The sequence below is a fragment of the Streptomyces scopuliridis genome (genome assembly GCF_042790125.1).
In the GTDB taxonomy this organism is placed as follows: Bacteria; Actinomycetota; Actinomycetes; order Streptomycetales; family Streptomycetaceae; genus Streptomyces; species Streptomyces scopuliridis_A.
Genome location: NZ_JBHTZS010000038.1, coordinates 1 through 21,957 on the forward strand (window position 1 = coordinate 1; position 21,957 = coordinate 21,957).

Below are 21,957 nucleotides of genomic sequence, written 5' to 3' on the forward strand. Positions count from 1 at the left end.
GTCGTGACGACCGGCCCCGCGCCCCGCGCGTTCACGACGCGTCAGCCACGACGTACGCGCGCACGACGCATCAGCCACGACGTATCAGCGCACCGGGGTGAAGTCCCTGGCCCCGATGAAGTCCGGCCTCGGCACCGGCGCCGCGAACGGCGCCACCGCCGCGTTCTCCACGCTGTTGAACACGATGAAGACATTGCTGCGCGGGTACGGCGTGATGTTGTCGCCCGAGCCGTGCATGCAGTTGCAGTCGAACCAGGTCGCCGAACCGGCCTTGCCCGTGAAGAGCTTGATCCCGTGCTGGTCGGCCAGAGCCGTCAGTGCCTCGTGCGAGGGCGTACCGGCGTCCTGCATCTTCAGCGACTGCTTGTAGTTGTCCCGCGGGGTCTCGCCCGCGCAGCCCAGGAACGACTTGTGCGACCCGGGCATGATCATCAGGCCGCCGTTGGTGTCGAAGTTCTCGGTCAGCGCGATGGAGACCGAGACGGTCCGCATGTTCGGCAGACCGTCCTCCGCGTGCCAGGTCTCGAAGTCCGAGTGCCAGTAGAAGCCCGAGGCGCCGAAGCCCGGCTTGACGTTGATCCGGGACTGGTGCACATAGACCTCGGAGCCGAGGATCTGCCGTGCGCGGCCCACCACCCGCTCGTCGCGTACGAGCCCGGCGAAGATCTCGCTGATGCGGTGGATCTCGAAGACGGACCGTACGTCCTGGGACTTGGGCTCGATGACCGAGCGCTCGTCCGCCCGTACCGCCGGGTCGGTGATCAGCCGCTCCAGCTCGGCGCGGTAGAGCGCCACCTCGTCCGGGCCGATCAGCTGCTCGACCGAGAGGAAGCCGTCCCGCTCGAAGCGTCCGAGATCGTCCGGCGCGACCGGGCCCGGGGCGCCGGGCGCCGACCAGACGACGGGGTCCTGCCGCGGGGTGATCACCTCGCCGAGGCCGCGCGTGGGGTACAGATCGGACCGTACGGGGGTGGTGGTCATGGTCAGCCCTCCTCTGTCAGCAGCGGGTAGACACCGTTCTCGTCATGGTCCTCCCGCCCGGTCACCGGTGGATTGAAGACACAGACACAGCGGAAGTCGGTCTTCGGGCGCAGCGTGTGGTGCTCGTGCCCGTTCAGCAGATACATCGTGCCGGGGGCGATCCAGTGCGTCTCACCGGTCTCGTCGTTGGTGAGCTCGGCCTCGCCCTCGACGCACAGCACGGCCTCGATGTGGTTGGCGTACCACATCGACGTCTCCGTACCCGCGTACAGGACGGTCTCGTGGAGGGAGAAGCCGACCTTCTCCTTGGCGAGCACGATGCGCTTGCTCTCCCAGGTGCCCGAGGCCGACTTCACATGGCGGTCGGTGTTCTCGATGTCCTTGAACGATCGGACGATCACGGTGCCTCCGGTGCCTTTCTCTCAGGTGGTGGTGGGTCGGGGCGGGCCCGTACGGGGGTACGGGGTGAGGGGCTCAGGCGGTCTCGCGTACGGCGCGCTCCACCGTGCGCAGCCCCTCGTCCAGCTCCTCCGCGGTGATGGTGAGCGGCGGCAGCAGCTTGACGACCTCGCTCTGCGGGCCCGAGGTCTCCAGCAGCAGTCCCAGCTGGAAGGCGCGGGCGCAGACGGCGGACGCGCGGCTCTTGTCCTCGAACTCCAGGCCCCAGACCAGGCCGCGGCCCCGGACGTCCGGGACATCGCCGCTGCTCTCGGCGCGGATCGCCAGCAGTGCCTGTTCCACCTGCTCACCGCGGGCGATGGTCTGCTTCTCCATCTGGCCGTCGGCCCAGTACGTGGTGAGCGCGGCGGCGGCGGTGACGAACGCCGGGTTGTTGCCCCGGAAGGTGCCGTTGTGCTCGCCGGGCTCCCAGACGTCCAGCTCCGGGGTGAACAGGCACAGCGACATGGGAAGCCCGTACCCGCTGATGGACTTCGAAAGCGTGACGATGTCCGGTGTGATGCCGGCCTCCTCGAACGAGAAGAAGGCGCCGGTACGGCCGCAGCCCATCTGGATGTCGTCGACGATCAGCAGCATGTCCTGGCGGTGGCAGAGATCGGCCAGCGCGCGCAGCCACTCGGGCCTGGCGACATTGATGCCGCCCTCGCCCTGGATGGTCTCGACGATGACGGCGGCGGGCTTGTTCAGCCCGGAGCCCTGGTCCTCCAGCAGCCGTTCGAACCAGAGGAAGTCGGGGGTCTGGCCGTCCAGATAGTTGTCGAACGGCATCGGGGTGCCGTGCACCAGCGGGATACCGGCCCCGGCGCGCTTGAACGCGTTGCCGGTGACGGCGAGCGAGCCCAGCGACATGCCGTGGAAGGCGTTGGTGAAGGAGACGATCGACTCGCGGCCCTTCACCTTGCGGGCGAGCTTGAGCGCGGACTCGACCGCGTTGGTGCCGGTGGGTCCGGGGAACATGACCTTGTACGGCAGGTCACGCGGCCGGAGCACCACGTTCTGGAAGGACTCCAGGAACGCGCGTTTCGCGGTCGTCGCCATGTCGAGGCCATGCGTGATGCCGTCACGCTCGATGTAGTCGATCAGCGCGCGTTTCAGCACCGGGTTGTTGTGGCCGTAGTTGAGCGAGCCGGCGCCGGCGAAGAAGTCGAGGTAGCCATGACCGTCCTCGTCGGTGAGGCGGGCGCCCTGCGCGCGGTCGAACACGGCGGGCCAGCCGCGGCAGTAGCTGCGCACCTCGGACTCAAGGGTCTCGAAAACGCTCAGTGCGGGCGGGGTGATGGTCACGGGGGTCTCCTGCCGATTCGGGTGTGCGAGTGCGGTGATGGGAGAGAGCGGGAGTGTGCTCGGGGCTCGGACGCTCCGCGCGGCGTACGCGGCGTACGCGTCGTGACGCGGCGCGACGTGGCGTGCCATGGCTCAGCGCGGTTCGGCGCGGTGTGGCGTGGCGCGCGGCGTGGCGCGGGCGTACGCGGGCGATCTCAGGGCGAGAGCGGTCCGATGCGGTAGAGCACCTCCGGCTGGTGCACCCCGTCGGGGAACAGCCCGCCGTCGAAGAGGACCTCGCGTTCGAGCACCGCGCCGTGACGTGCGGCGTACGCGGTGAACAGCCGGTCCGAGGCGGTGTTGTCGGGGGTCACGGTCGTCTCGACGGCCGTGATGCCCCGCTCCTCGGTGACCCGGGCGGTCAGCTCGTCGAGCAGGGCGCCGGCGAGGCCGCGGCCCCGGTGGCCCGCGTCGACGGCCACCTGCCAGACAACCAGCGCCTCGGGGCGCTCCGGCCGTACGTACCCCGTGACGAAGGCGATCGGGGATCCCGCCTCGTCACGGGCGACGAGGGAGGTGGCGGCGAAGTCACGACACCAGAGCAGGTAGCTGTACGAGGAGTTGAGGTCCAGGACCTCGGAGTCGCGGGCGATGCGCCAGATCGCGGCTCCGTCCTCCACTCGTGGGGTGTCGGTCGTGAAGGATCGGGGGAATTCGCTTCGGGCGCCTGCAAGGTCTGCTTGTGCGGCGGTCATACGGATTGAATTTACCCAGCAAATTCAAAAGATGCATCTTGGCCAGGGGTTGGGTGAGAGGCCGGGCTGTGTTATCGCGCGGGCGGGTGGCACCGGGTGCGCCGACGGGAAATCGGGGTAAAATGTACCGATATGGCGGGGTGAAACGGGCGGATTTGTGGACTCGGTCACATATCCGTAACGCTCAGGAGAGGTGCGCGCAATGGCGCCGCGGACCCTGATGAAATCTTGGTGTTTAAGGCAGGGAAATGCGGGCAGACGAATACGGGAAGCTGCTCGCGATAAAGTATCTTCCCGTATTCGCGAATTAATGCCCTCTTCAATTTATGGATACCGCGACCACATATGATTCCTGATTCCGGGGTCGGGGCGGCCATGGGTTCCGCGCGCCTGGGACAGGCCCTAGGACACGGCCCGGCCGTGCCATGCCTCGTCGGCCGCCCGCACCGCCGCCTCCGGATCCACCGCGCCTCCGGAGCCGTCCAGCGCCGCGCCCAGCGCCAGCAGCGAGGACCGCACCGCGGCGGGGGTCGCGTCGGCGCCGTAGTGGTTGACCCGGATCATCTCCGCGGCGAGCGCCCCGCCGCCCGCGACCAGCGGCAGCGCCGGATCGGCGGCCAGCGCCTTCGCCACCACGTCGGCGGCGTCCACCCCGGCCGGGGTACGGAGCGTGGTGGCCACCGGAGCGGCTTCGGCGGCCTCGTGGACGAACGGCGCCAGCCCGCCGCCCAGCGCCAGCGCGCCCGCGCGGGTGGCCGCGGCCGCCGAGGCGTGCCGGGCCATCACGGCCTCCGGGCCGGCCGCCTCGATGCGCTCCACACACGCCTCCAGCGCCAGCATCTCCAGCTGGGCGGGCGCGTGCGGCAGTGCCCGGCGCTCGCCGTCGATCCAGCGCTCCTTCCAGTCGAGGAGCGAGAGGTACGAGCGGCGCGGAGCCCGGGGGTTGGCGGCGAACCGCTCCCAGGCGCGCCCGCTCACGGACACCGCGGAGACCCCGGCGGGACCGCCCATCGCCTTCTGCGCGCCGATCACGCACAGATCCACCCCCCAGGCGTCGGTGAGCAGTGGCTCGGCGGCCACCGACGCCACGGCGTCCAGCATGAACAGCGCGCCATGGGCCCGTACCGCCTCGCCGATCTCCGCGACCGGGTTGGTGTTGCCGGTCGCCGCCTCCGCGTGCACCAGCGAGACGAAGTCGATCTCGGGGTGGGCGGCCAGCGTCCGTTCGACCGCCTCCGCGGTCACGGCCGTGTGGAACGGCACCTCCAGGTCCACGACCACCGCGCCGCAGTCGCGCAGCCAGTTCCCGAAGGTCTGCCCGTACGGCCCCGTGACGACGTTCAGCGCGGTGGAACCGGGCCCCGCGCCGCCGCGGATGCAGCCCTCCAGCGGCAGCAGCGCCTCGCCCTGCATGATCACGACATCGTTCTCGGTGGCGAGGAGCGAGGCCACGCGGCGCTCGATGGCGGCGAAGTGGGCGGCGGTCAGCGGGGGCAGGTCCAGCAGCGGGTGTGTCACGGCGGTGCTCTCTCTGTCTTCGGTGGGCTCGGTGGGCTCGGTGGGGCGGTGGGCTCGGTGCGCCGCCCGTGTGGGCGGGGCTTCGGGACGGGCGGAGGACGGGGGCCGGACAGATGTGCGGAACTCCCCGGTCGAGGGTACTCACGGCCTCGTACAGTGCTGCTCATGAGTGATCACACGGTGCTGCGGGTGAGGGGACGGGTGCTCGTCGGCCCCGACGAGGCCAGGGACGAGCTGTGGGTCGTGGACGGCCGGATCACCTACGAGCGGCCGGCGCGCGCCCGCGATGTCCTCACGGTCGAGGGCTGGGCGCTGCCCGGCCTGGTCGACGCCCACTGCCATGTCGGCCTCGACCATCACGGCGCGGTCGACGAGGCGACCAGCGAGAAGCAGGCGCTCGACGAGCGCGAGGCGGGCGCCCTGCTGCTCAGGGACGCCGGATCGCCCGCGGACACCCGCTGGATCGACGACCGCGAGGATCTGCCGAAGATCATCAGGGCGGGCCGCCATATCGCCCGTACCCGCCGTTACATCCGCAACTACGCCCATGAGATCGAGCCCGAGGACCTGGTCGCGTATGTCGCCAGGGAGGCCGGGCGCGGTGACGGCTGGGTGAAGCTCGTCGGTGACTGGATCGACCGCGACGCGGGCGATCTCACCGCCTGCTGGCCGCGCGCCGAGGTCGAGGAGGCCATCGCGGAGGCGCACCGGCTCGGGGCCAGGGTCACCGCGCACTGCTTCGCCGAGGCCGCCCTCCGCGATCTCGTCGAGGCGGGCATCGACTGCATCGAGCACGCGACCGGGCTCACCGAGGACACCGTCCCGCTCTTCGCGGAGCGCGGCGTCGCGATCGTCCCGACGCTGGTCAACATCGCCACGTTCCCGCGGCTCGCGGCGGGCGGGCAGGACAAGTTCCCGCGCTGGTCGGCGCATATGAACCGGCTGTACGAGCGCCGCTACGACACCGTGCGCGCGGCCTACGACGCGGGCATCCCGGTCTTCGTCGGCACGGACGCGGGCGGCGGACTGGCCCATGGTCTGGTGGCGGGCGAGGTCGAGGAGCTGACGAAGGCGGGGATCCCGCCGCTGGAGGCGCTCTCGGCGACCACCTGGGGCGCGCGCGAGTGGCTGGGCCGCCCGTCGCTGGAGGAGGGCGCGCCCGGCGACCTGGTGGTGTACGGCGAGGATCCGCGCGCGGACGTACGGGTCCTGGCGGCGCCGCGGCGGATCGTACTGAACGGGCGGATCGTCGGCTGACCGGGCGCGGTGACGATCAACTGGGCGGGAGCGGCGCCCGGTTGACGGAGGCGTGACGCGCGGCGGTCGGAGTCGTTGAACTCCCTCACGTCCTCCCGGGCGGGGTGCCCCCCGTACCGTTCCGGCCCCCTGACGCGCCGTCACCCAGGGGGCCCGAGGAACTCATGTGCCACAAGAATCGAATATGAACCCGGAAACCCCACTTTGGAGTGAACTCACCCCAGGTGTCTGCCGGTTCACTCTCCGTGCGTAAAGATTCCGGTGTCTCGGTCGCCACCGCCCCGTGTCCCCGTTGGGCGGTCCGGCGACGCCAAATCTCTTGTGGGGGTTCCACATCTTGAACAGCAACACCTTCCGCATGCCCGCACGCCGTGCCGCCGCCCTGATGGCCGCCGGCGCACTGACGGCGGGCCCTCTGCTCCTCGCCGCTCCGGCGCGGGCCACCGAGGGCGCGGGCGACGGGCGGGCGACGGCGGTCGTGCTCAGGACCGGCCTCGACGTGTCCCTGCTCAACAAGACCCTCAACGTGCCCCTGCGGGCCGCGCTGAACGAGGTGTCGGCGCCCGCGAGCGCGGACAAGACGACGCTCAGCGTCCAGCTGGACGGGGTCGACCAGGGCAGGGCCTTCACCGTGCTGCGCGCCGACGTGGCCACCGCGAGGGCCACGGCCGACGCGCACAAGGCGGAGGGATACAGCAACCTCGCCCACGCGAAGGTGCATGTGCCCGGACTGCCGCTGCTCTCGCTCATCGAGATCCAGGAGGTCACCTCCAAGGCGGTCTGCGAGGCGGGGAAGCGGCCGGTCGCCGAGTCGGAGCTGCTCGGCCAGGTGACCGTGCTCGGCAAGCGCGTCACGCTCTCCGCGGGCGGTCCCACCCGCGTCGAGGTGCCGGGTGTCGGCGAGGTGACGCTGGATCTCTCGAAGACGCGCACCACGTCCCGTACGGCCGCGGCCAGCGCCCTTGAACTGCGGGTGTCGATCAACCCGCTCAAGCTGAATGTCGCGGAGGTCGAGGGCACCGTCACGCTGGCCGGGGCCACCTGCGAGTCGCCGAAGGCGCCCGCGGCCACGGCGACGCCGGAACCGGAGAAGTCCGCGCCCGCGAAGGCGGATACGAAGCCGCAGACCGTGGCGGAGCCGGTCGAGGAGAACCTCGCGGAGACGGGCGGCAACTCCATGACGCCGTATCTGGCGGGCGGCGCGGTGGCGCTGCTCGGGGCGGGCGGCGGAGCGCTGCTGCTGGCGAGGGCGGCCCGCCGGCGCTGACCGTCTCGGTCCGGGGGGCGGGGGCGGCCCAGGGGCCGGTCGCCGGGGGTCGGTCCGGGTGGCCGGTGGCGGCCCCGGGGTCGGTCCGGGGGTCCCGGGGGCGGTCCAGGGATGGTCCGGGGGGCCAGGGGCGGTCCGGGGGCCGGGGGCGGGAGGCGCTTCCGGCCCCCGGGCCTTCCGGCGGGGCAGCGGCGCCCGGCCGCTACCCGAGCGCCCGGGTGGCGGCCCGCACCGGCTCCGTGAGGTTCAGGAAGTCGGTGCTGTCCGCCCACTGGTCCACGCCGCCCGTCAGCGGCCGTCCCCGTAGCTCCGGATCCGTGACCGTCGCCGCCAGCGCCCGCGCGAACCGTTCGGCGTGCAGCACCTGGAACGGCCGGCTGTGATAGCTCCGGCACGCCGGATCCACCGGTGCGGCCAGCCCGGTGTCGTTCTGGAGCGCGGCCACCGTCTCGTACGCCGCGCACAGCCCGCGTTCCCGCTCCGGGTACTCCGTCGCCGCCAGCGCCCGCCGCAGCGACGGCAGCAGACCGCCGGCCACGTCCAGCCGTCCGAACGCGCTGCCCAGCCACTTGCCGTACGGCGCGTACCGCTGCTCCAGGAGCAGAGACAGCCGCATGAGATCGCGCACCAGTTGGCCCGCGACCACCGCCGAACCCGGGAACCGACGAATATCGGGGCGCGACTCAGCCGACCGCCGTCAGTGCCTGGTCCAGGGCCTGGAGGAAACGGTTCGTCGTGGCCCGGTCGCGGACCGCGAGCCGCAGCCAGTCGTGGCCGAGCCCCGGGAAGGTGTCCCCGCGCCGGACGGCGAAGCCCAGCGTGCGGAGCCTGGCCCGCACCGCGTCCGCGCGCTTCACCCGTATCAGTACGAACGGCCCCTCCGCCGTCTCCACCGCCCGCACCTCCTCGAACTCCGCGAGCCCGGCCAGCAGATGCGCGCGCTCCGTCGCGATCCGGCACGCCGCCTGCTCCGCCTCCGTGAGCGCGGCGGCCGACATGCACGCCTCCGCCGCCGCCAGCGCGGGCGTCGAGACCGGCCACAGCGGCTGCGCGCGCTCCAGCGCCGCGACCGTGCACGGCTCGGCCAGCACATAGCCGATCCGCAGGCCCGCCAGCCCCCAGGTCTTGGTGAGGCTGCGCAGCACGACGAGCCCCGGCACGTCCATGCGCCCGGCCAGCGCCTCCGGCTCGCCCGGCACCGCGTCCATGAACGCCTCGTCCACGACCAGCGTCCGGCCGGGACGGGCCAGCTTCGCTATCGCCTCGGCCGGGTGGAGCACGGACGTCGGATTGGTCGGATTCCCGAGCACCACCAGATCCGCGTCGTCGGGCACGGCCTCCGGATCCAGCCGGAAGCCGTCCTCCACGCGCAGCAGCACCCGCCGTACCTCATGCCCCGCGTCCCGCAGCGCCGCCTCCGGCTCGGTGAACTGCGGATGGACCACCACGGGCCGACGGGCCGGCACCGCGCGGGCCAGCAGCACGAACGCCTCCGCCGCCCCCGCCGTCAGCAGCACCCGTTCCACCGGCAGTTGGTGCCGCGCCGCGACCGCCGCGCGGGCCGCCCGCCCGTCGGGGTACGCGGCGAGCCCGGCCAGCGAGTCGGCGATGCGCGCGCGCAGCCACTCCGGGGGCGTGCCCGTACGGACATTGACCGCGAGATCGATCAGCCCCGCGGCTCCGTCCCGTACTTCGGCGTCGCCGTGATGGCGCAGGTCGTGGCTGTCAGCGCGCGTAGACATGGCAGTCACGGGGGTCAGCGCCGGATATGGCGTCCGGCGTGTGCGACGGGGCCGACGACGGCCGGGAAAGCGACAGCCGGCGGAGCGACCGCGATCCCCGCTGCCGGGACGTCACTCCCCGGCTGTTCTCGATGGACTGGACGACGCGGATCACCGGGCTCCTCTCCTTTTTCTCCCGCCACCGGGCGTCCCGGGGCGTCACCACACGGTCCGCGCTCTGCCGCGAGGCCGCTGCTCTCCATCTGTTCTCTGTCTGCTCCGTGTCCGGCTCTCTGTGTGCCGTCAACACCGACATCATTTCCGCCCCGGCCGGTTCCACTCCGAGTGGCTCCTATCCGCCACGGCACAGGTGACCGACGCGGGGCCGGTGCCGGAGCCCGACTTCGTTTTGGGTACGAGGAGTTCGCCCCCGCCCGCGAGCGCGGCGGCCTCGGCGACGGACGGCGTCCCCAGCGCCGCCAGCGGCGCACCGGACGGATTCGGTACGGGGACCGCCGCCAGCAGCGCGGCCGGATACCCCCTCAGGGGGACACCGAGCCGCACCGCCGCCCCGGCGATCCCGGCCTCACCGGTCCTGCTCTCGACCGTCGCCAACTCGACGACGGAGCGCGGCGAGAGCCCGGACTCCCGCAGCGTGGTCCCGATCAGCCCGAGCACCTCCGCCACGGACACCCCGGAGCGCGCGCCCACCCCCACGACGAGCCTCGGCTCCTGCTCGCGGCCCAGGCGCTGCGGCCCGCGCCCCGGACGTTCCGGCCCGCGCCCCAGGTGTTCCGGCCCGCGCCGCGGATGTGCGAAATGCCCGTCCGATCGGCTATGCAAGGGCCCATGGCGGTGTTCGTCGCGCTCGGCGCGTTCCTCATGACGCTGTTCGGCGGCTGGACGGCGCAGCGCGTCACCGACCGCCGCCATCTCGTGCTGGGCCTGGCCGGGGGACTGATGCTCGGCGTGGTCGGACTCGATCTGCTGCCCGAGGCGATGCACGCCGCGGGCAGCGAGATCCTGGGCGTGCCGCAGGCACTGCTGCTGTTCGTCGGCGGCTTTCTCGTAGCCCATCTGGTGGAACGTCTGCTCGCCGTGCGCCGCGCGTCCCACGGCGGCGACCCGCACGGCCCGGGGCATCCGGCGGGCGAGCGGGTGCCCCAGGTGGGGCTGACGGCCGCGGCCGCCATGGTCGGCCACAGCCTGATGGACGGCATCGCGCTCGGCGCGGCCTTCCAGGTCGGCGGCGGCATGGGCACCGCCGTCGCCCTCGCCGTCATCGCCCATGACTTCGCCGACGGCTTCAACACGTACACGATCACCAGCCTGTACGGGAACGACCGGCGCAGGGCGATCACGATGCTGGTCGCGGACGCGATCGCGCCGGTGCTGGGCGCCGCGTCCACCCTGTTGTTCACCCTCCCCGCCGAAGCGCTCGGCAGCTACCTCGGCTTCTTCGCGGGCGTTCTGCTCTATCTCGCCGCCGCCGAGATCCTGCCCGAGGCGCACCACGACCACCCGGCGCGCTCCACGCTGCTGTGCACGGTCCTCGGCGTGGGCTTCATCTGGGTGGTGGTCGGCGTCGCCGACTGACCCGTGGCGCGCGCTCCACCCGGGCCCGCACATCACGCCGTACATCTCTCCACGGAACATCTCTCCACGAACCGCCGCGCCAGCTCCGGCGCCGCCGCCCAGTGCGTATGCAGATAGCTCGCGTGCACGCCCCGCTGGACGAACCCCTCCACCCGGCGCTCCGGGTGCACCACCCCCCACGCCGGAGCCGCCCCGGCGCCCGGCTCCAGCACCGTCCGGTGGAACTCATGCCCCCGTACGCGCGTACCGGCCCGCGCCAGCGCGCTGTCGCCGACCGCCACCGCCTCCCGGTATCCCAGCGTCAGCCGCCCCGACATCCGCGCGTCGGCCGCCAGCACCCCGCACATCGGCGCCCCGTCCAGGGAGCGCGCCAGATACAGCAGCCCGGCGCACTCGGCCGCCACCGGAGCGCCGGAGTGCGCCAGCTCCGCCACGGCCTTGCGCAGCGGCTCATTGGCGGACAGCTCCGGCGCGTACACCTCGGGGAAGCCGCCGCCGATCACCAGACCCCTGGTGCCTTCCGGGAGTTGCTCGTCACGCAGCGGGTCGAACGGGACGACATCCGCGCCCGCGGCCGTCAGCAGCTCGGTGTGCTCCGCGTACGAGAAGGTGAAGGCGGACCCGCCGGCCACCGCGATCACGGGCCGGCCGGCGCCCGCCACGGGAGTCACCGGCTCGACCGCCGGCGCCCACGGCGTCACATCGAGCGCCGGCGCACTGCGCGCGAGCGCCAGCAGCGCCTCCAGATCGCACCCGGCCCGCACCCGCGCGGCCAGCTCCCGCATCGAACCGACCGCCTCCGCGCGCCGCTCCGCGACCGGCACCAGACCCAGATGGCGCGAGGGAGCGGTGACCCCGTCGGCGCGCCGCAGCACCCCCATGACCGGCACGCCCGACTCGTCCAGCGCGTCGCGCAGCAGCCGTTCATGCCGGTCGGTGGCGACCTTGTTGAGGATCACCCCGCCGATCCGTACCTCCGGATCCCAGGAGGCGAAGCCATGCACCAGCGCCGCCACCGAACGCGACTGCGACGAGGCGTCCACCACCAGCACCACCGGCGCGCGCAGCAGCTTCGACACCTGTGCGGTGGAGGCCAGTTCGCCCTGGCCCGAGGCGCCGTCGTAGAGCCCCATCACGCCCTCGACGACGGCCAGGTCAGAGCCCGCGGCGCCGTGCGCGAACAGCGGCCCGATCAGACCGGGACCGCACATGTACGCGTCGAGATTGCGGCCGGGCCGCACGCGGGCGGCCGATCCCACCGCCCCGGCCGCTCCCGACGCCGCCCCCGGCGACACCGCCAGCGCGTGATACCCCGGGTCGATGTAGTCGGGCCCGACCTTGTGCGGGGACACGGCCAGACCGCGTTCCGAGAAGGCCGCCATCAGCCCCGTCGCGACCGTGGTCTTGCCGCTCCCGGAGGAGGGGGCGGCGACGACCAGCCGCGGGACGTTCACCACTCGATACCCCTCTGGCCCTTCTGGCCCGCGTCCATCGGATGCTTGACCTTCGTCATCTCCGTCACGAGATCCGCGAAGTCCAGCAGTTTCTCCGGGGCGTTGCGCCCGGTGATCACCACATGCTGGGTGCCGGGGCGCTCGCGCAGCACCTCGATCACCTCGTCGGTGTCCACCCACCCCCAGTGCAGCGGATAGGCGAACTCGTCCAGCACGTACAGCTTGTGCGTCTCGGCCGCCAGATCGCGCTTGACCTGCTCCCAGCCCTCGCGCGCCGCCTCCTCGTTGGAGTACTGCGCGTCGCGCTGCACCCAGGACCAGCCCTCGCCCATCTTGTGCCAGGCGACCGGACCGCCCTCGCCGCTCGCCCCCAGCACCTTCAGCGCCCGCTCCTCGCCGACCTTCCACTTCGCGGACTTCACGAACTGGAACACCCCGACCGGCCACCCCTGCGTCCAGGCGCGCAGCGCCAGCCCGAACGCCGCCGTCGACTTGCCCTTGCCGGTGCCCGTATGGACGAGGACGAGCGGACGGTTGCGGCGCTGGCGGGTGGTGAGCCCGTCGTCCGGTACGGATTCCGGCTGTCCCTGCGGCATTAAGCGGCCCTCCTGGGTCGTCCGTTGTGTGCCCGATCCTGCTGTGCGTCCCGCTGTACGTCCCTGACCAGGCCGGCGATGCTGTCCGCGCGCAGCTCGTCGAGCGTGATGGCCGTGCCCTCCAGCTCCGCCGCGAGCGACGCGGCCAGACCGAGCCGTACCGGACCCGACTCGCAGTCCACGACCACCGAGGCCGTGCCTTCCGAGGCGTGCAGCCGCGCCGCGCGCGCCGCCAGTGCCACCGGGTCGGCGCCGCCCGCCGTCCGCGCGCCGGTCGCCCGGCCGTCCGTCACCACGAGCAGCAGCGGACGCCGCGCCGGGTCCCGCAGCCGCTCCACCCGCAGCACGTCATGGGCCTTGAGCAGCCCGGCGGCCAGTGGCGTACGCCCGCCCGTCGGCAGCGACTCCAGCCGGGCCGCCGCCGCGTCCACCGACGAGGTGGGCGGCAGCGCGACCTCCGCCTCCTTGCCCCGGAAGGTGATCAGTCCGACCTTGTCGCGCCGCTGGTACGCGTCCAGCAGCAGCGAGAGCACCGCGCCCTTCACCGCGCTCATCCGCCGCCTGGCCGCCATCGAGCCGGACGCGTCGACCACGAACAGCACGAGATTCCCCTCGCGCCCCTCCCGGGTCGCCTGCCGCAGATCGTCCCGGCGCACCACCAGACCGGGACCGCTGCGCCCGCGCGCCCGCTGGTGCGGCGCCGCCGCCTGTACGGTCGCCGCCAGATGCAGCTTGGTGAGCGCGCCCCCGGGCCGCCGGGACCCGGTCGTCCTGCCGTGTTCGGTACGGGCCCGGGAGCGCCGCCCGGCCGCGCCCTCGCCCAGACCCGGCACGCTCAGCGTCTTCGTACGGAACGGCTCGGTGGCCCGTACGGCGGACTGCTCACCGGCACCGGCGTGCCGCGGCTGTCCCTGGGGCTCGGGCTCCACGGGCGTGTCGTCCGGCCCCGACCCGGACTCGGGCGGCGTGTCGGATCCCTCGGCGCCCTCGGATCCCTCAGGACCGGGCTGTGGCGGGATGCCACCGCCCCCGCCGGGCCCGTCCGGACCCGGGTCGTCGTCCCCGCCGTCGCCGTCCCCGCCCTTGAACTCCTCCAGCGTGTCGTCGAGCTTGTCCTCGTCGAGCCCCGGCGCGTCGAAGGGGTTACGGCGCCGCCGGTGCGGCAGTGCCAGCAGCGCGGCCTGCCGTACGTCCTCGGCGAGTACGTCCGTACGCCCCGCCCACGCGGCCAGCGCCGTCGCGGTGCGCGCCATCACGATGTCCGCCCGCATCCCGTCCACCTCGAACGCGGCGCAGGTCGCGGCGATCTGGAGCAGCGCCGCGTCCCCGAGCCGCACCTCGGGCAGCAGCGCCCGCGCGGCGACGATCCGGTCCCGCAGCGCGGTCTCCTCCTCGGCCCAGCGCGCCGCGAACCCGGCCGGCTCGTCGTCGTACGCCAGCCGCCGCCGTACGACCTCCACCCGCTGCTCCGGCTCGCGCGAGGCCGCGACCTCCACGGTCAGCCCGAAGCGGTCCAGCAACTGCGGCCGCAGCTCGCCCTCCTCGGGGTTCATCGTCCCGACGAGCAGGAAGCGCGCCGCGTGCCGTACCGAGACGCCCTCGCGCTCGACGTACGAGGCCCCCATGGCGGCGGCGTCCAGCAGCAGATCGACCAGATGGTCATGGAGGAGATTGACCTCGTCGACGTAGAGCACCCCTCGGTGCGCGTCGGCGAGCAGACCGGGCTCGAAGGCCTTCACGCCCTCGGACAGCGCCCGTTCGATGTCCAGCGCGCCGACGAGCCGGTCCTCCGAGGCGCCCACGGGCAACTCGACCATCCGCGCGGGCCGGGACGTACCGGGCGCCGTCTTGTGCGGCCCGTCCGGGCACCGCGGATCGGGCGCGCCGGGATCGCAGCTGAACCGGCACCCGGCGACGACCGGCACCTCCGGCAGCAGCGCCGAAAGGGCGCGTACGGCCGTGGACTTGGCGGTGCCCTTCTCACCCCGGACGAGAACACCGCCCACGGCGGGGCTCACAGCGTTGAGCAACAGGGCGAGCCGCAGATTGTCCATCCCCACCACGGCGGTGAACGGAAAGGGGGTGCTCATAGGCAGATCGCTCCTTCGAAGATGGTCGTCATGGCGCTCCCGGCGGAATGAAGGGCAGCCCCGCGGGCGCCCCCTCCTCGATCAGGCGCATCAGCGCGTCCGTGTCCGCGTGCTCCTCGATGAGGTCACCGAGCAGGTCGAGCTGTTCCTCCCGCAACGCGCCGAAGCTCGTGCCGGGCGCGGGGACGAAACGCCGGCCCGCGGTCCGCGCCACCTCCGTCAGGAACCGCCGCCGGAACGCGTCGCTCTCCAGCGCCCCGTGCCAGTGCGTGCCCGTGACGGACCCCACCCGGCAGCCGTCCAGCGCCCGCCCGTCCGCGTCGGAGACGAACGCGTCGCCTCCCCGCACCTCGGCGACGCCGTGATGGATCTCGTACCCCTCCACCGCCTCACCGAGGGCCAGGCCCACCGGTCTGGCCAGGGTCTTCTCACGGGCGAACCGCACGCGTACGGGCAGCAGTCCGAGGCCCGCCACCGCACCCGCCCGGGACTCCACCTCGTCGTCGATGTGCTCGCCCAGGAGCTGGTACCCGCCGCAGATCCCCAGCACGGGACGCCCCTCGGCGGCCCGCCGGGCGAGCGCGTCGGCGAGCCCGCGCTCGCGCAGCCACGCCAGCGCCTTGACCGTGCCGCGCGTGCCGGGCACCACCACGAGATCGGCGTCGGCCAGCTCCTCGGGCCGGTCCACGAATCGCACGACGACCCCCGGCTCCGCCGCCAGCGCGTCCACATCGGTGAAGTTGGACATCAGCGGTACGGCGCAGACCGCGACCCGCAGCACGTCCTCGCCGTACGGGGGAGCCGCCGGCGACTCACGTACGGCACCACGCGGCGACACGCGCAGCCCGTCCTCCTCGTCGATGCCCAGACCGTGCCGGAACGGCAGTACGCCGAGCGTGGACCGCCCCGTGAGCCCGCGGAGCATCTCGAGCCCCGGCTCCAGCAGCGAGACATCGCCCCGGAACTTGTTGACCAGATAACCCGCGATCAGCTCCTGGTCCTCGGGGGACAGCAGCGCGGTCGTCCCGAAGAACGAGGCGAAGACGCCGCCCCGGTCGATGTCCCCGACCACCACCACCGGGAGCCGCGCGGCCCGCGCGATGCCCATGTTCACGATGTCCGTACGGCGGAGATTGATCTCGGCGGGGCTGCCTGCCCCCTCGCAGATCACGGCGTCGTAGGCGCCGCGCAGCCGCTCCAGACACTCCAGGACCGGCCCGAGCAGCGACCGCTGCCGCCCGCCGTGGTAGCCCTGGGCACTCATCTCGCCCACCGGCCGCCCCATCAGGACCACTTGGCTGCTGCGGTCGCTGCCCGGCTTCAGCAGGACCGGGTTCATCAGCGCCGTCGGCTCGACCCGGGCCGCCTGGGCCTGCATCGCCTGGGCCCGGCCGATCTCCGCGCCCTCGCGCGTCACGAATGAGTTCAGCGACATGTTCTGCCCCTTGAAGGGCGCGACCTTCACCCCGCGGCGCACCAGCCAGCGGCAGATCCCCGCCGTGACCACGCTCTTGCCCGCGTCGGAGGTCGTGCCCGCTATCAGCAGCCCCCCGCCGCGCCCGCCCCGGCTCATCCGCGCCCCTTTCCCGAAGCACCGCGGCGTATCGCGCGGTACGCGACGCCGTATCCGAAACGGCCCGCCACACAGACCGCGAGCGCGGCCCCGGTCACCCGGCGCGACAGCCGTACGGCCCGCTCGATGTCCGCGACCTCGACGGGCCGCCCCCCGCCGTTCAGCACGGGCCGGTGCTCCACCCGTCCGCCGTACGCGAGCGTCCCGCCCAGCCGTACGCCCAGCGCGCCGGCGAACGACGCTTCCACCGGGCCCGCGTTGGGGCTCGGATGCTTACGGGCGTCCCGCCGTACCGCCCGCAGGGCCGCGCGCGGCTCGCCGCCGACCCCACCGGCCAGCGCACCGGCGAGTACGGCGGTCAGCCGGGCGCCCGGCCATCCCGCGACATCGTCGAGCCGGGCCGAGGCCCAGCCGAACCGGCGGTACCGGTGCGAGAGATGACCCACCATCGCGTCCAGGGTGTTCACGGCGCGGAACCCGGCGAGCCCCGGCACTCCCGCCACCGCGCCCCACACCAGCGCGCCCACGACCGCGTCGGAGGTGTTCTCGGCGACCGACTCCACGACGGCCCGCGCGATCTGCTGTCCGTCCAGCGCCTGCGGGTCACGGCCGCACAGACGCGGCAGCCGCTCCCTGGCCCGTTCGACGTCCCCGGCGGCGAGCGCCGTGCCGATGGCCGCCGCCTCCCGCCCCAGTGACGTACCGCCGACCACGGCCCAGGTGGCGGCGGCGGTCAGCGCCACGGAGGCGGCGCGACGGTCCCGTACGCCCCGGGCCGCCAGCGCCGCGATCCCGGCGGCTCCTCCGGCGCACACGGCGGTGTGCAGTGCGCCCCAGCCCCGGTGGTCGCGCCACAGCGTCCGCTCCACGACCGTCGCCGCCCGGCCGAACGCCGCGATGGGATGGCCCCGGCGCGGATCGCCGAACAGCAGGTCGCCCAGGAGGCCCACGGCGGCGCCGTAGGCGAAAACACGCTCGGCGGCCGGACCCCGGCCGCGCACGACGGCCGAACGGCGGCCAGGCATGGCGAAATGTCCTCACTCAGGGTCCGCGCCCCGGCTCGACGTGATGCGGCGGCGAGAGTTCCTGGCTCCTGGAGACGTGGCTCGCAGTGACAGTGGCGGGACCGCGCCGGATTCGCACCGGCTTCCTCTTCTGCCGTCGTCTAGGTCCTGTCCGACCGGACAGGACCTATATGGCCCCGGAAGTCCACCACGCAGCGCAAACACCCGTCAACTCATCCCTGACCAGCGACGGGACAGTGTGCCGAGCCCCACACGGCACGCCCGCCCCATGGGCAACCGAAGAACCGGCCCCGGCGCGTGACGGACGCGCCGGGGCCGGCCCGGGTCGAGACATGCCGAGGCTTTCCGGCTGTTTCCGGCTGTCTCCGGTCGTTTGTTGTCGTTCGAGGTCGTCTGTCGTCGCCCGGTCAGGCGACGATCAGATAGATCCCGTACGCGACGGCCGCCACGCAGAGCGCGAAGCAGGTGTACGCGCCGACGCGCGCCAGCGCCACGGAGCCGGTCGCGCCCTGCGCGCTCGCCGACTCCTGCTTCGCGAGGCCGACGATGCCGAGGGTGAACAGGCCCACGAGAGCGACGGTGGCCACGAGGCTGACCCCGAAGACGGAACCGAGTGCTGCCCAGTCGATGTTCATGCGGTTTCTCTTCCTTGCGCCGTGGTGGGGGTTACACCCTGGCGGTTCGCGCGGGCTTGCCCGCGGGGTCCGCGGGGCCCGGGGCCGGGATGGTGGTCGACAGTTCCTGCGCGGCACCGGCCGTGGGCGGCGCGGTGACGCCCGCCCCCTCGCCGGACCCGGTGCCGGCCGCTCCGGCCTCGTTCTCGTTCACGTTGGTGTGGTCGACAGGACGGCGGCGCGAGGCGAGCCAGATCGCCCCGGAGATCACGACGAGCAGGACGGCGACGACCGTGACGCCCCAAGTGCCCTGGCCGGTGAGGAACTCGGCCGCGGCGGCGACCAGGCCCGCGGCGGGCAGGGTCAGCCCCCAGGCGATGAACATCCGGCTGGCGGTCGACCAGCGGACCACACCGCCCTTGCGGCCGAGGCCCGCGCCCATCACGGCGCCGGAGCAGGACTGCGTGGTGGAGAGCGAGAAGCCCAGGTGCGAGGAGGCCAGGATGACGGTCGCGGCGCTGGTCTGGGCGGCGAAGCCCTGCTGCGGACGGAGATCCGTGAGGCCGGTGCCCATGGTGCGGATGATGCGCCAGCCGCCGAGATACGTACCGAGCGCGATCGCCACTCCCGCGGAGACGATGACCCACATCGGGGGGTTGGAGCCGGGGGCGAGGACGCCGCCGGTCACCAGCGCGAGAGTGATGACGCCCATCGTCTTCTGCGCGTCGTTGGTGCCGTGGGCGAGGGAGACGAGCCCGGCGGAGGCGATCTGCCCGGCGCGGTAGCCCTTGGCGGTCGCCTTGTCGTCCGTACTGCGGCCGATGCGGAACGTGAGCCGCGTCGCGAGCAGGGCCGCGAGACCGGCGACGACCGGCGCGGCGAGCGCGGGGATCAGCACCTTCGTGATGACGACGCCGCCGTTGACCCCGGAGGTGCCGACCGACATCAGGGTGGCGCCGATCAGCCCGCCGAAGAGCGCGTGGGAGGAGCTCGACGGAAGGCCGAGCAGCCAGGTGAAGAGATTCCACAGGATGGCGCCGACGAGCGCCGCGAAGATCACTTCGGTTCTGATGCCCTGTTCGTTGATGAGTCCGCCGGAGATCGTCTTGGCGACCTCCACGGACAGGAACGCGCCGACGAGATTCAGGACGGCGGACATGCCCACCGCGACCTTGGGCTTCAGAGCGCCGGTCGAGATGGTCGTCGCCATCGCGTTCGCGGTGTCGTGGAAGCCGTTCGTGAAATCGAACACGAGAGCCGTCACGATCACGATCGCGAGCAGCAGCGTGATGTGTTCCATTGACCCAGGACCCAGGCAATCTTTTGACGTCGGTGGCCTCGGTGAACGTAGGGAGTCAGAGTGAACGGAAGATGAACTGGGCTCGTCTTTGTGGTGTCCCCATGTGTGGAGAAATCGCCCGCCTGTTCTGAAGAGAGCGCCGTGGGCGCTCCCGCTCCCGCCTGACAGGATTCTCTTATGACTCATCAGCAGAACCGGGACGCGATAGCCGGGGCCTGGCGTGAACTCACCGCGACTGCCCGGAGAACAGCAGATGACGGGCTTGTGGTCGGCACATCGGGCAATGTGTCGGTACGGGTCGGCGAGCTGATCCTCGTCACGCCGAGCGGAGTCCCGTATGACCAACTGACTTCCGAGGACGCCGTCGGCGTCGATCTCGACGGCCGGCAGATCCTCGGTGGTTTCACCCCGACGAGTGAGCTGCCGCTGCACCTCGCCGTCTACCGGAACACCTCCGCGACGGCCGTGGTCCACACGCACGCGGTGCACGCCACCGCCGTCTCCACCCTCGTCCCCGAACTGCCCCTGATCCATTACATGGCGGCGGCCCACGGCGGCCCCGTCCGGGTCGCGCCCTACGCGCTGTACGGCTCGGACGAGCTGGCCGCCCACATGCTCCACGCCCTGCGCGACCGGAACGCCTGTCTGCTCCAGAACCACGGCACGGTCGCCCACGGCGACAGTCTCGCCCAGGCCTACGACCGCACGGCCCAGCTGGAGTGGATGTGCCGCCTCTGGCTCACCGCGAGTTCGCTGCCCGGCCGTACCCCGACGCTGCTGACCGAGGCCCAGCTGGATGAGGTCGGACAGAAGCTGAAGGGATACGGACAGCGGGGCTGACGCCGGGCTTTCGGCCGGGCTCCCGGCGGGGCTTCGGGGAGGGCGTTCGGCGGGGCGCCCGGCGGGGGCCCGGCACCCCGACGGCTGCCGCCGGCTGGCCGAGCGCGGCCGGGGTGACCACACTGGGAACGTGCGCCCCGCCAAAGCGACGGCAGCGGCCGTCTCCACTCTGATCGGCGTCGGCGCGGCCGCGTTCGCGGCCGGCCGGTACGCCAGTGACGCCGCGCTCAAGACGCCGCCGGGCCGTCCGCTGCCGGGCGACCCCCGCCTCACCGTGCACGCCACGGCCGCCGGGCAGATCGTCCTGACCCGCTGTCTCGCCTCCCTGCGCCCCGGTACGTACGGGATCGAGGGCCCCGGCGTCCACGCGGTCGTCGGGCCCGTCCTGGACGATGTGGAGCACGCCGCGGACACCGTGGTGCGCCGGCTGGAGCGCGTCAGCCACGGCTCGCTCGCCCCCGGCACGCGCGTACGCCTCACCCCGCAGGTCCACAGCGGCGATCCCACCTCCGCTCTCGGCCTCGACCACAAGGACGTGATGATCCCGGGCGAACTCGGCGCCCTCCCCGCCTGGTTCGTCCCCGGGGTGCGCGACACCTGGGTGATCACCGCGCACGGTCTCGGCACCACCCGCGAGCACCCCATGAACATCATGGAGTTCCTCGTGGAACAGGAACTTCCGGTACTCGACCTCGCCTACCGCGGCGATCCCGGAGCGCCCCGCTCCCCGGACGGCCTCGGCCACCTCGGCGAGACCGAATGGCGCGACCTCGACGCGGCGATCCGCTACGCGGTCCGGTACGGCGCCGAGCGCGTCGTGCTGCACGGCTGGTCCACCGGCGCCTCGATGGCCCTGGGCGCCGCGGCCGGCTCCGCGCTCCGCGCCCGGATCGCCGGGCTGGTGCTCGACTCGCCGGTGCTGGACTGGGAAGCCACCCTGCGGGCGCTGGCCACCGCCCACCGCGTCCCCGCGCCGCTGCTGCCGCTCGCGGTCCGGTCGGCCCAGGGCAGGGCCGGACTCGACGGCGACCGGCTGCGCCGGGCCGCCGACCCCGGCAACCTGAACATCCCGACGCTGATCTTCCACGGCCCCGACGACACCCTCGCGTCCTGGAACCCCTCCCGCGAACTCGCCTCCCACCGCTCGGGTCTGATCAGCCTGCACGCCGTCGCGCACGCCCCGCACGCCGCCATGTGGAACGCGGATCCGGCCGGCTACGAAGAGGTGCTCCGCCGCTTCCTCACCCCCCTGATGTAGCGCCTGGACGCAGAGCGTGGCGGGCCCCCGCGGCGTGTGACGGGCGTGCCACCGGGGTGCGTTACGGGTGACTAACGGATCTTTCCGGCATGCGGCGCCGGGAGGGAATCCGGTACCGCGCCCCGACGCTCCGCTTCGCCTCCTTCTCGTCCCTTGCGGCGCACCGGATCCATGTGTCGCGGAGTGCTACATCAGCTGTCCTCTCCCTTTCCAACAGGCATCTTTCTTCCCTTCCGTGCCCTGCGGCACCCCCGTGGAACGGGCCCCTTCCGCCCTTCCCGTACCGCAGGAACAGGTTCCGTTTGGGCTTTCGGGCGGTCACCGGGAAGACTGCCCCCGTGACGTCCCGAAAGCCTGATGAGCAATTGGCGCGCAACTCCAGACTCCGAC

Annotated in this window: 18 protein-coding genes, 2 pseudogenes and 1 riboswitch; of the genes and pseudogenes, 5 read left to right on the forward strand and 15 right to left on the reverse strand. The window is 72.7% G+C overall.

Annotated elements, in window-relative coordinates:
- Nucleotides 1–84 precede the first annotated feature (84 nt).
- From thpD to ACFRKB_RS34260, 5 genes are all read right to left on the reverse strand, one after another.
- On the reverse strand, nucleotides 85–981 hold the full coding sequence (gene thpD / locus ACFRKB_RS34240) for an ectoine hydroxylase (protein WP_383110516.1): 897 nt from the start codon (nucleotides 979–981) through the stop codon (nucleotides 85–87).
- Nucleotides 982–983: 2 nt separating this feature from the next.
- Nucleotides 984–1,382: an ectoine synthase gene (locus ACFRKB_RS34245; RefSeq protein WP_129769662.1), complete on the reverse strand. Its 399-nt coding sequence runs from the start codon at nucleotides 1,380–1,382 to the stop codon at nucleotides 984–986.
- Nucleotides 1,383–1,455: 73 nt separating this feature from the next.
- The gene (gene ectB / locus ACFRKB_RS34250) at nucleotides 1,456–2,724 is read right to left on the reverse strand and encodes a diaminobutyrate--2-oxoglutarate transaminase (protein WP_383110517.1); all 1,269 of its coding nucleotides are present in this window, start codon (nucleotides 2,722–2,724) and stop codon (nucleotides 1,456–1,458) included.
- A gap of 194 nt (nucleotides 2,725–2,918) precedes the next feature.
- Nucleotides 2,919–3,458, reverse strand: coding sequence for a diaminobutyrate acetyltransferase (gene ectA, locus ACFRKB_RS34255; RefSeq protein ID WP_383110518.1), 540 nt, complete (start codon nucleotides 3,456–3,458; stop codon nucleotides 2,919–2,921).
- Nucleotides 3,459–3,860: 402 nt separating this feature from the next.
- Nucleotides 3,861–4,976 (reverse strand): pyridoxal-phosphate-dependent aminotransferase family protein, encoded by a 1,116-nt coding sequence (locus tag ACFRKB_RS34260; protein ID WP_383110519.1) that lies wholly within the window; start codon nucleotides 4,974–4,976, stop codon nucleotides 3,861–3,863.
- 165 nt (nucleotides 4,977–5,141) lie between these two features.
- Between ACFRKB_RS34260 and ACFRKB_RS34265 the strand changes: the two genes are divergently transcribed.
- The gene (locus tag ACFRKB_RS34265; RefSeq protein WP_383110520.1) at nucleotides 5,142–6,233 is read left to right on the forward strand and encodes an amidohydrolase family protein; all 1,092 of its coding nucleotides are present in this window, start codon (nucleotides 5,142–5,144) and stop codon (nucleotides 6,231–6,233) included.
- Between the two features lie 337 nt (nucleotides 6,234–6,570).
- Complete coding sequence (locus ACFRKB_RS34270; protein ID WP_383110521.1) at nucleotides 6,571–7,500, forward strand: SCO1860 family LAETG-anchored protein; 930 nt, start codon at nucleotides 6,571–6,573, stop codon at nucleotides 7,498–7,500.
- 202 nt (nucleotides 7,501–7,702) lie between these two features.
- On the opposite strand, the pseudogene ACFRKB_RS34275 reads toward ACFRKB_RS34270, so the two are convergent.
- From ACFRKB_RS34275 to ACFRKB_RS34285, 3 genes and pseudogenes are all read right to left on the reverse strand, one after another.
- Nucleotides 7,703–8,155: pseudogene (locus ACFRKB_RS34275) on the reverse strand (DUF4037 domain-containing protein); the annotation flags it as partial.
- A 28-nt stretch (nucleotides 8,156–8,183) separates the two neighbouring features.
- The gene (gene cobC, locus ACFRKB_RS34280) at nucleotides 8,184–9,242 is read right to left on the reverse strand and encodes an Rv2231c family pyridoxal phosphate-dependent protein CobC (protein WP_383110522.1); all 1,059 of its coding nucleotides are present in this window, start codon (nucleotides 9,240–9,242) and stop codon (nucleotides 8,184–8,186) included.
- A gap of 300 nt (nucleotides 9,243–9,542) precedes the next feature.
- A pseudogene (locus ACFRKB_RS34285) lies at nucleotides 9,543–9,950 on the reverse strand (cobalamin biosynthesis protein); the annotation flags it as partial.
- Between the two features lie 120 nt (nucleotides 9,951–10,070).
- On the opposite strand from ACFRKB_RS34285, the gene ACFRKB_RS34290 reads away from it, so the two are divergent.
- Entirely contained in the window at nucleotides 10,071–10,817 is a 747-nt protein-coding gene (locus ACFRKB_RS34290) for a ZIP family metal transporter (RefSeq protein WP_365974063.1), read from the forward strand.
- A gap of 32 nt (nucleotides 10,818–10,849) precedes the next feature.
- Here ACFRKB_RS34290 and ACFRKB_RS34295 read toward each other — a convergent pair whose 3' ends face one another.
- The 7 genes from ACFRKB_RS34295 to ACFRKB_RS34325 all read right to left on the reverse strand — a co-directional run bounded on the left by ACFRKB_RS34295 (nucleotide 10,850) and on the right by ACFRKB_RS34325 (nucleotide 19,469).
- Complete coding sequence (locus ACFRKB_RS34295; RefSeq protein WP_383110523.1) at nucleotides 10,850–12,274, reverse strand: cobyrinate a,c-diamide synthase; 1,425 nt, start codon at nucleotides 12,272–12,274, stop codon at nucleotides 10,850–10,852.
- The gene (gene cobO / locus ACFRKB_RS34300; protein WP_030353746.1) at nucleotides 12,268–12,867 is read right to left on the reverse strand and encodes a cob(I)yrinic acid a,c-diamide adenosyltransferase; all 600 of its coding nucleotides are present in this window, start codon (nucleotides 12,865–12,867) and stop codon (nucleotides 12,268–12,270) included. The genes ACFRKB_RS34295 and cobO overlap by 7 nt, the downstream gene beginning before the upstream one ends.
- A complete protein-coding gene (locus ACFRKB_RS34305) occupies nucleotides 12,867–14,957 on the reverse strand; it encodes a putative cobaltochelatase (RefSeq protein WP_383110524.1) in 2,091 nt (696 codons plus the stop codon). The genes cobO and ACFRKB_RS34305 overlap by 1 nt, the downstream gene beginning before the upstream one ends.
- Nucleotides 14,958–14,985: 28 nt before the next feature.
- The gene (locus tag ACFRKB_RS34310; RefSeq protein WP_383110525.1) at nucleotides 14,986–16,530 is read right to left on the reverse strand and encodes a cobyric acid synthase; all 1,545 of its coding nucleotides are present in this window, start codon (nucleotides 16,528–16,530) and stop codon (nucleotides 14,986–14,988) included.
- Entirely contained in the window at nucleotides 16,527–17,555 is a 1,029-nt protein-coding gene (locus ACFRKB_RS34315) for a cobalamin biosynthesis protein (RefSeq protein WP_383110526.1), read from the reverse strand. The genes ACFRKB_RS34310 and ACFRKB_RS34315 overlap by 4 nt, the downstream gene beginning before the upstream one ends.
- A riboswitch (cobalamin riboswitch) is annotated at nucleotides 17,539–17,730 on the reverse strand. It overlaps the preceding gene by 17 nt.
- Before the next feature lie 232 nt (nucleotides 17,731–17,962).
- A complete protein-coding gene (locus tag ACFRKB_RS34320; protein WP_030353750.1) occupies nucleotides 17,963–18,190 on the reverse strand; it encodes a hypothetical protein in 228 nt (75 codons plus the stop codon).
- A gap of 31 nt (nucleotides 18,191–18,221) precedes the next feature.
- On the reverse strand, nucleotides 18,222–19,469 hold the full coding sequence (locus tag ACFRKB_RS34325) for an inorganic phosphate transporter (protein WP_383110527.1): 1,248 nt from the start codon (nucleotides 19,467–19,469) through the stop codon (nucleotides 18,222–18,224).
- A 177-nt stretch (nucleotides 19,470–19,646) separates the two neighbouring features.
- Between ACFRKB_RS34325 and ACFRKB_RS34330 the strand changes: the two genes are divergently transcribed.
- Together ACFRKB_RS34330 and ACFRKB_RS34335 are read left to right on the forward strand one after the other, a co-directional pair.
- Nucleotides 19,647–20,309, forward strand: a complete 663-nt coding sequence (locus tag ACFRKB_RS34330) for a class II aldolase/adducin family protein (protein WP_383110528.1) — start codon at nucleotides 19,647–19,649, stop codon at nucleotides 20,307–20,309.
- Nucleotides 20,310–20,439: 130 nt separating this feature from the next.
- Nucleotides 20,440–21,567: an alpha/beta hydrolase gene (locus tag ACFRKB_RS34335; RefSeq protein ID WP_383110529.1), complete on the forward strand. Its 1,128-nt coding sequence runs from the start codon at nucleotides 20,440–20,442 to the stop codon at nucleotides 21,565–21,567.
- The last annotated feature ends 390 nt before the right edge of the window (nucleotides 21,568–21,957 follow it).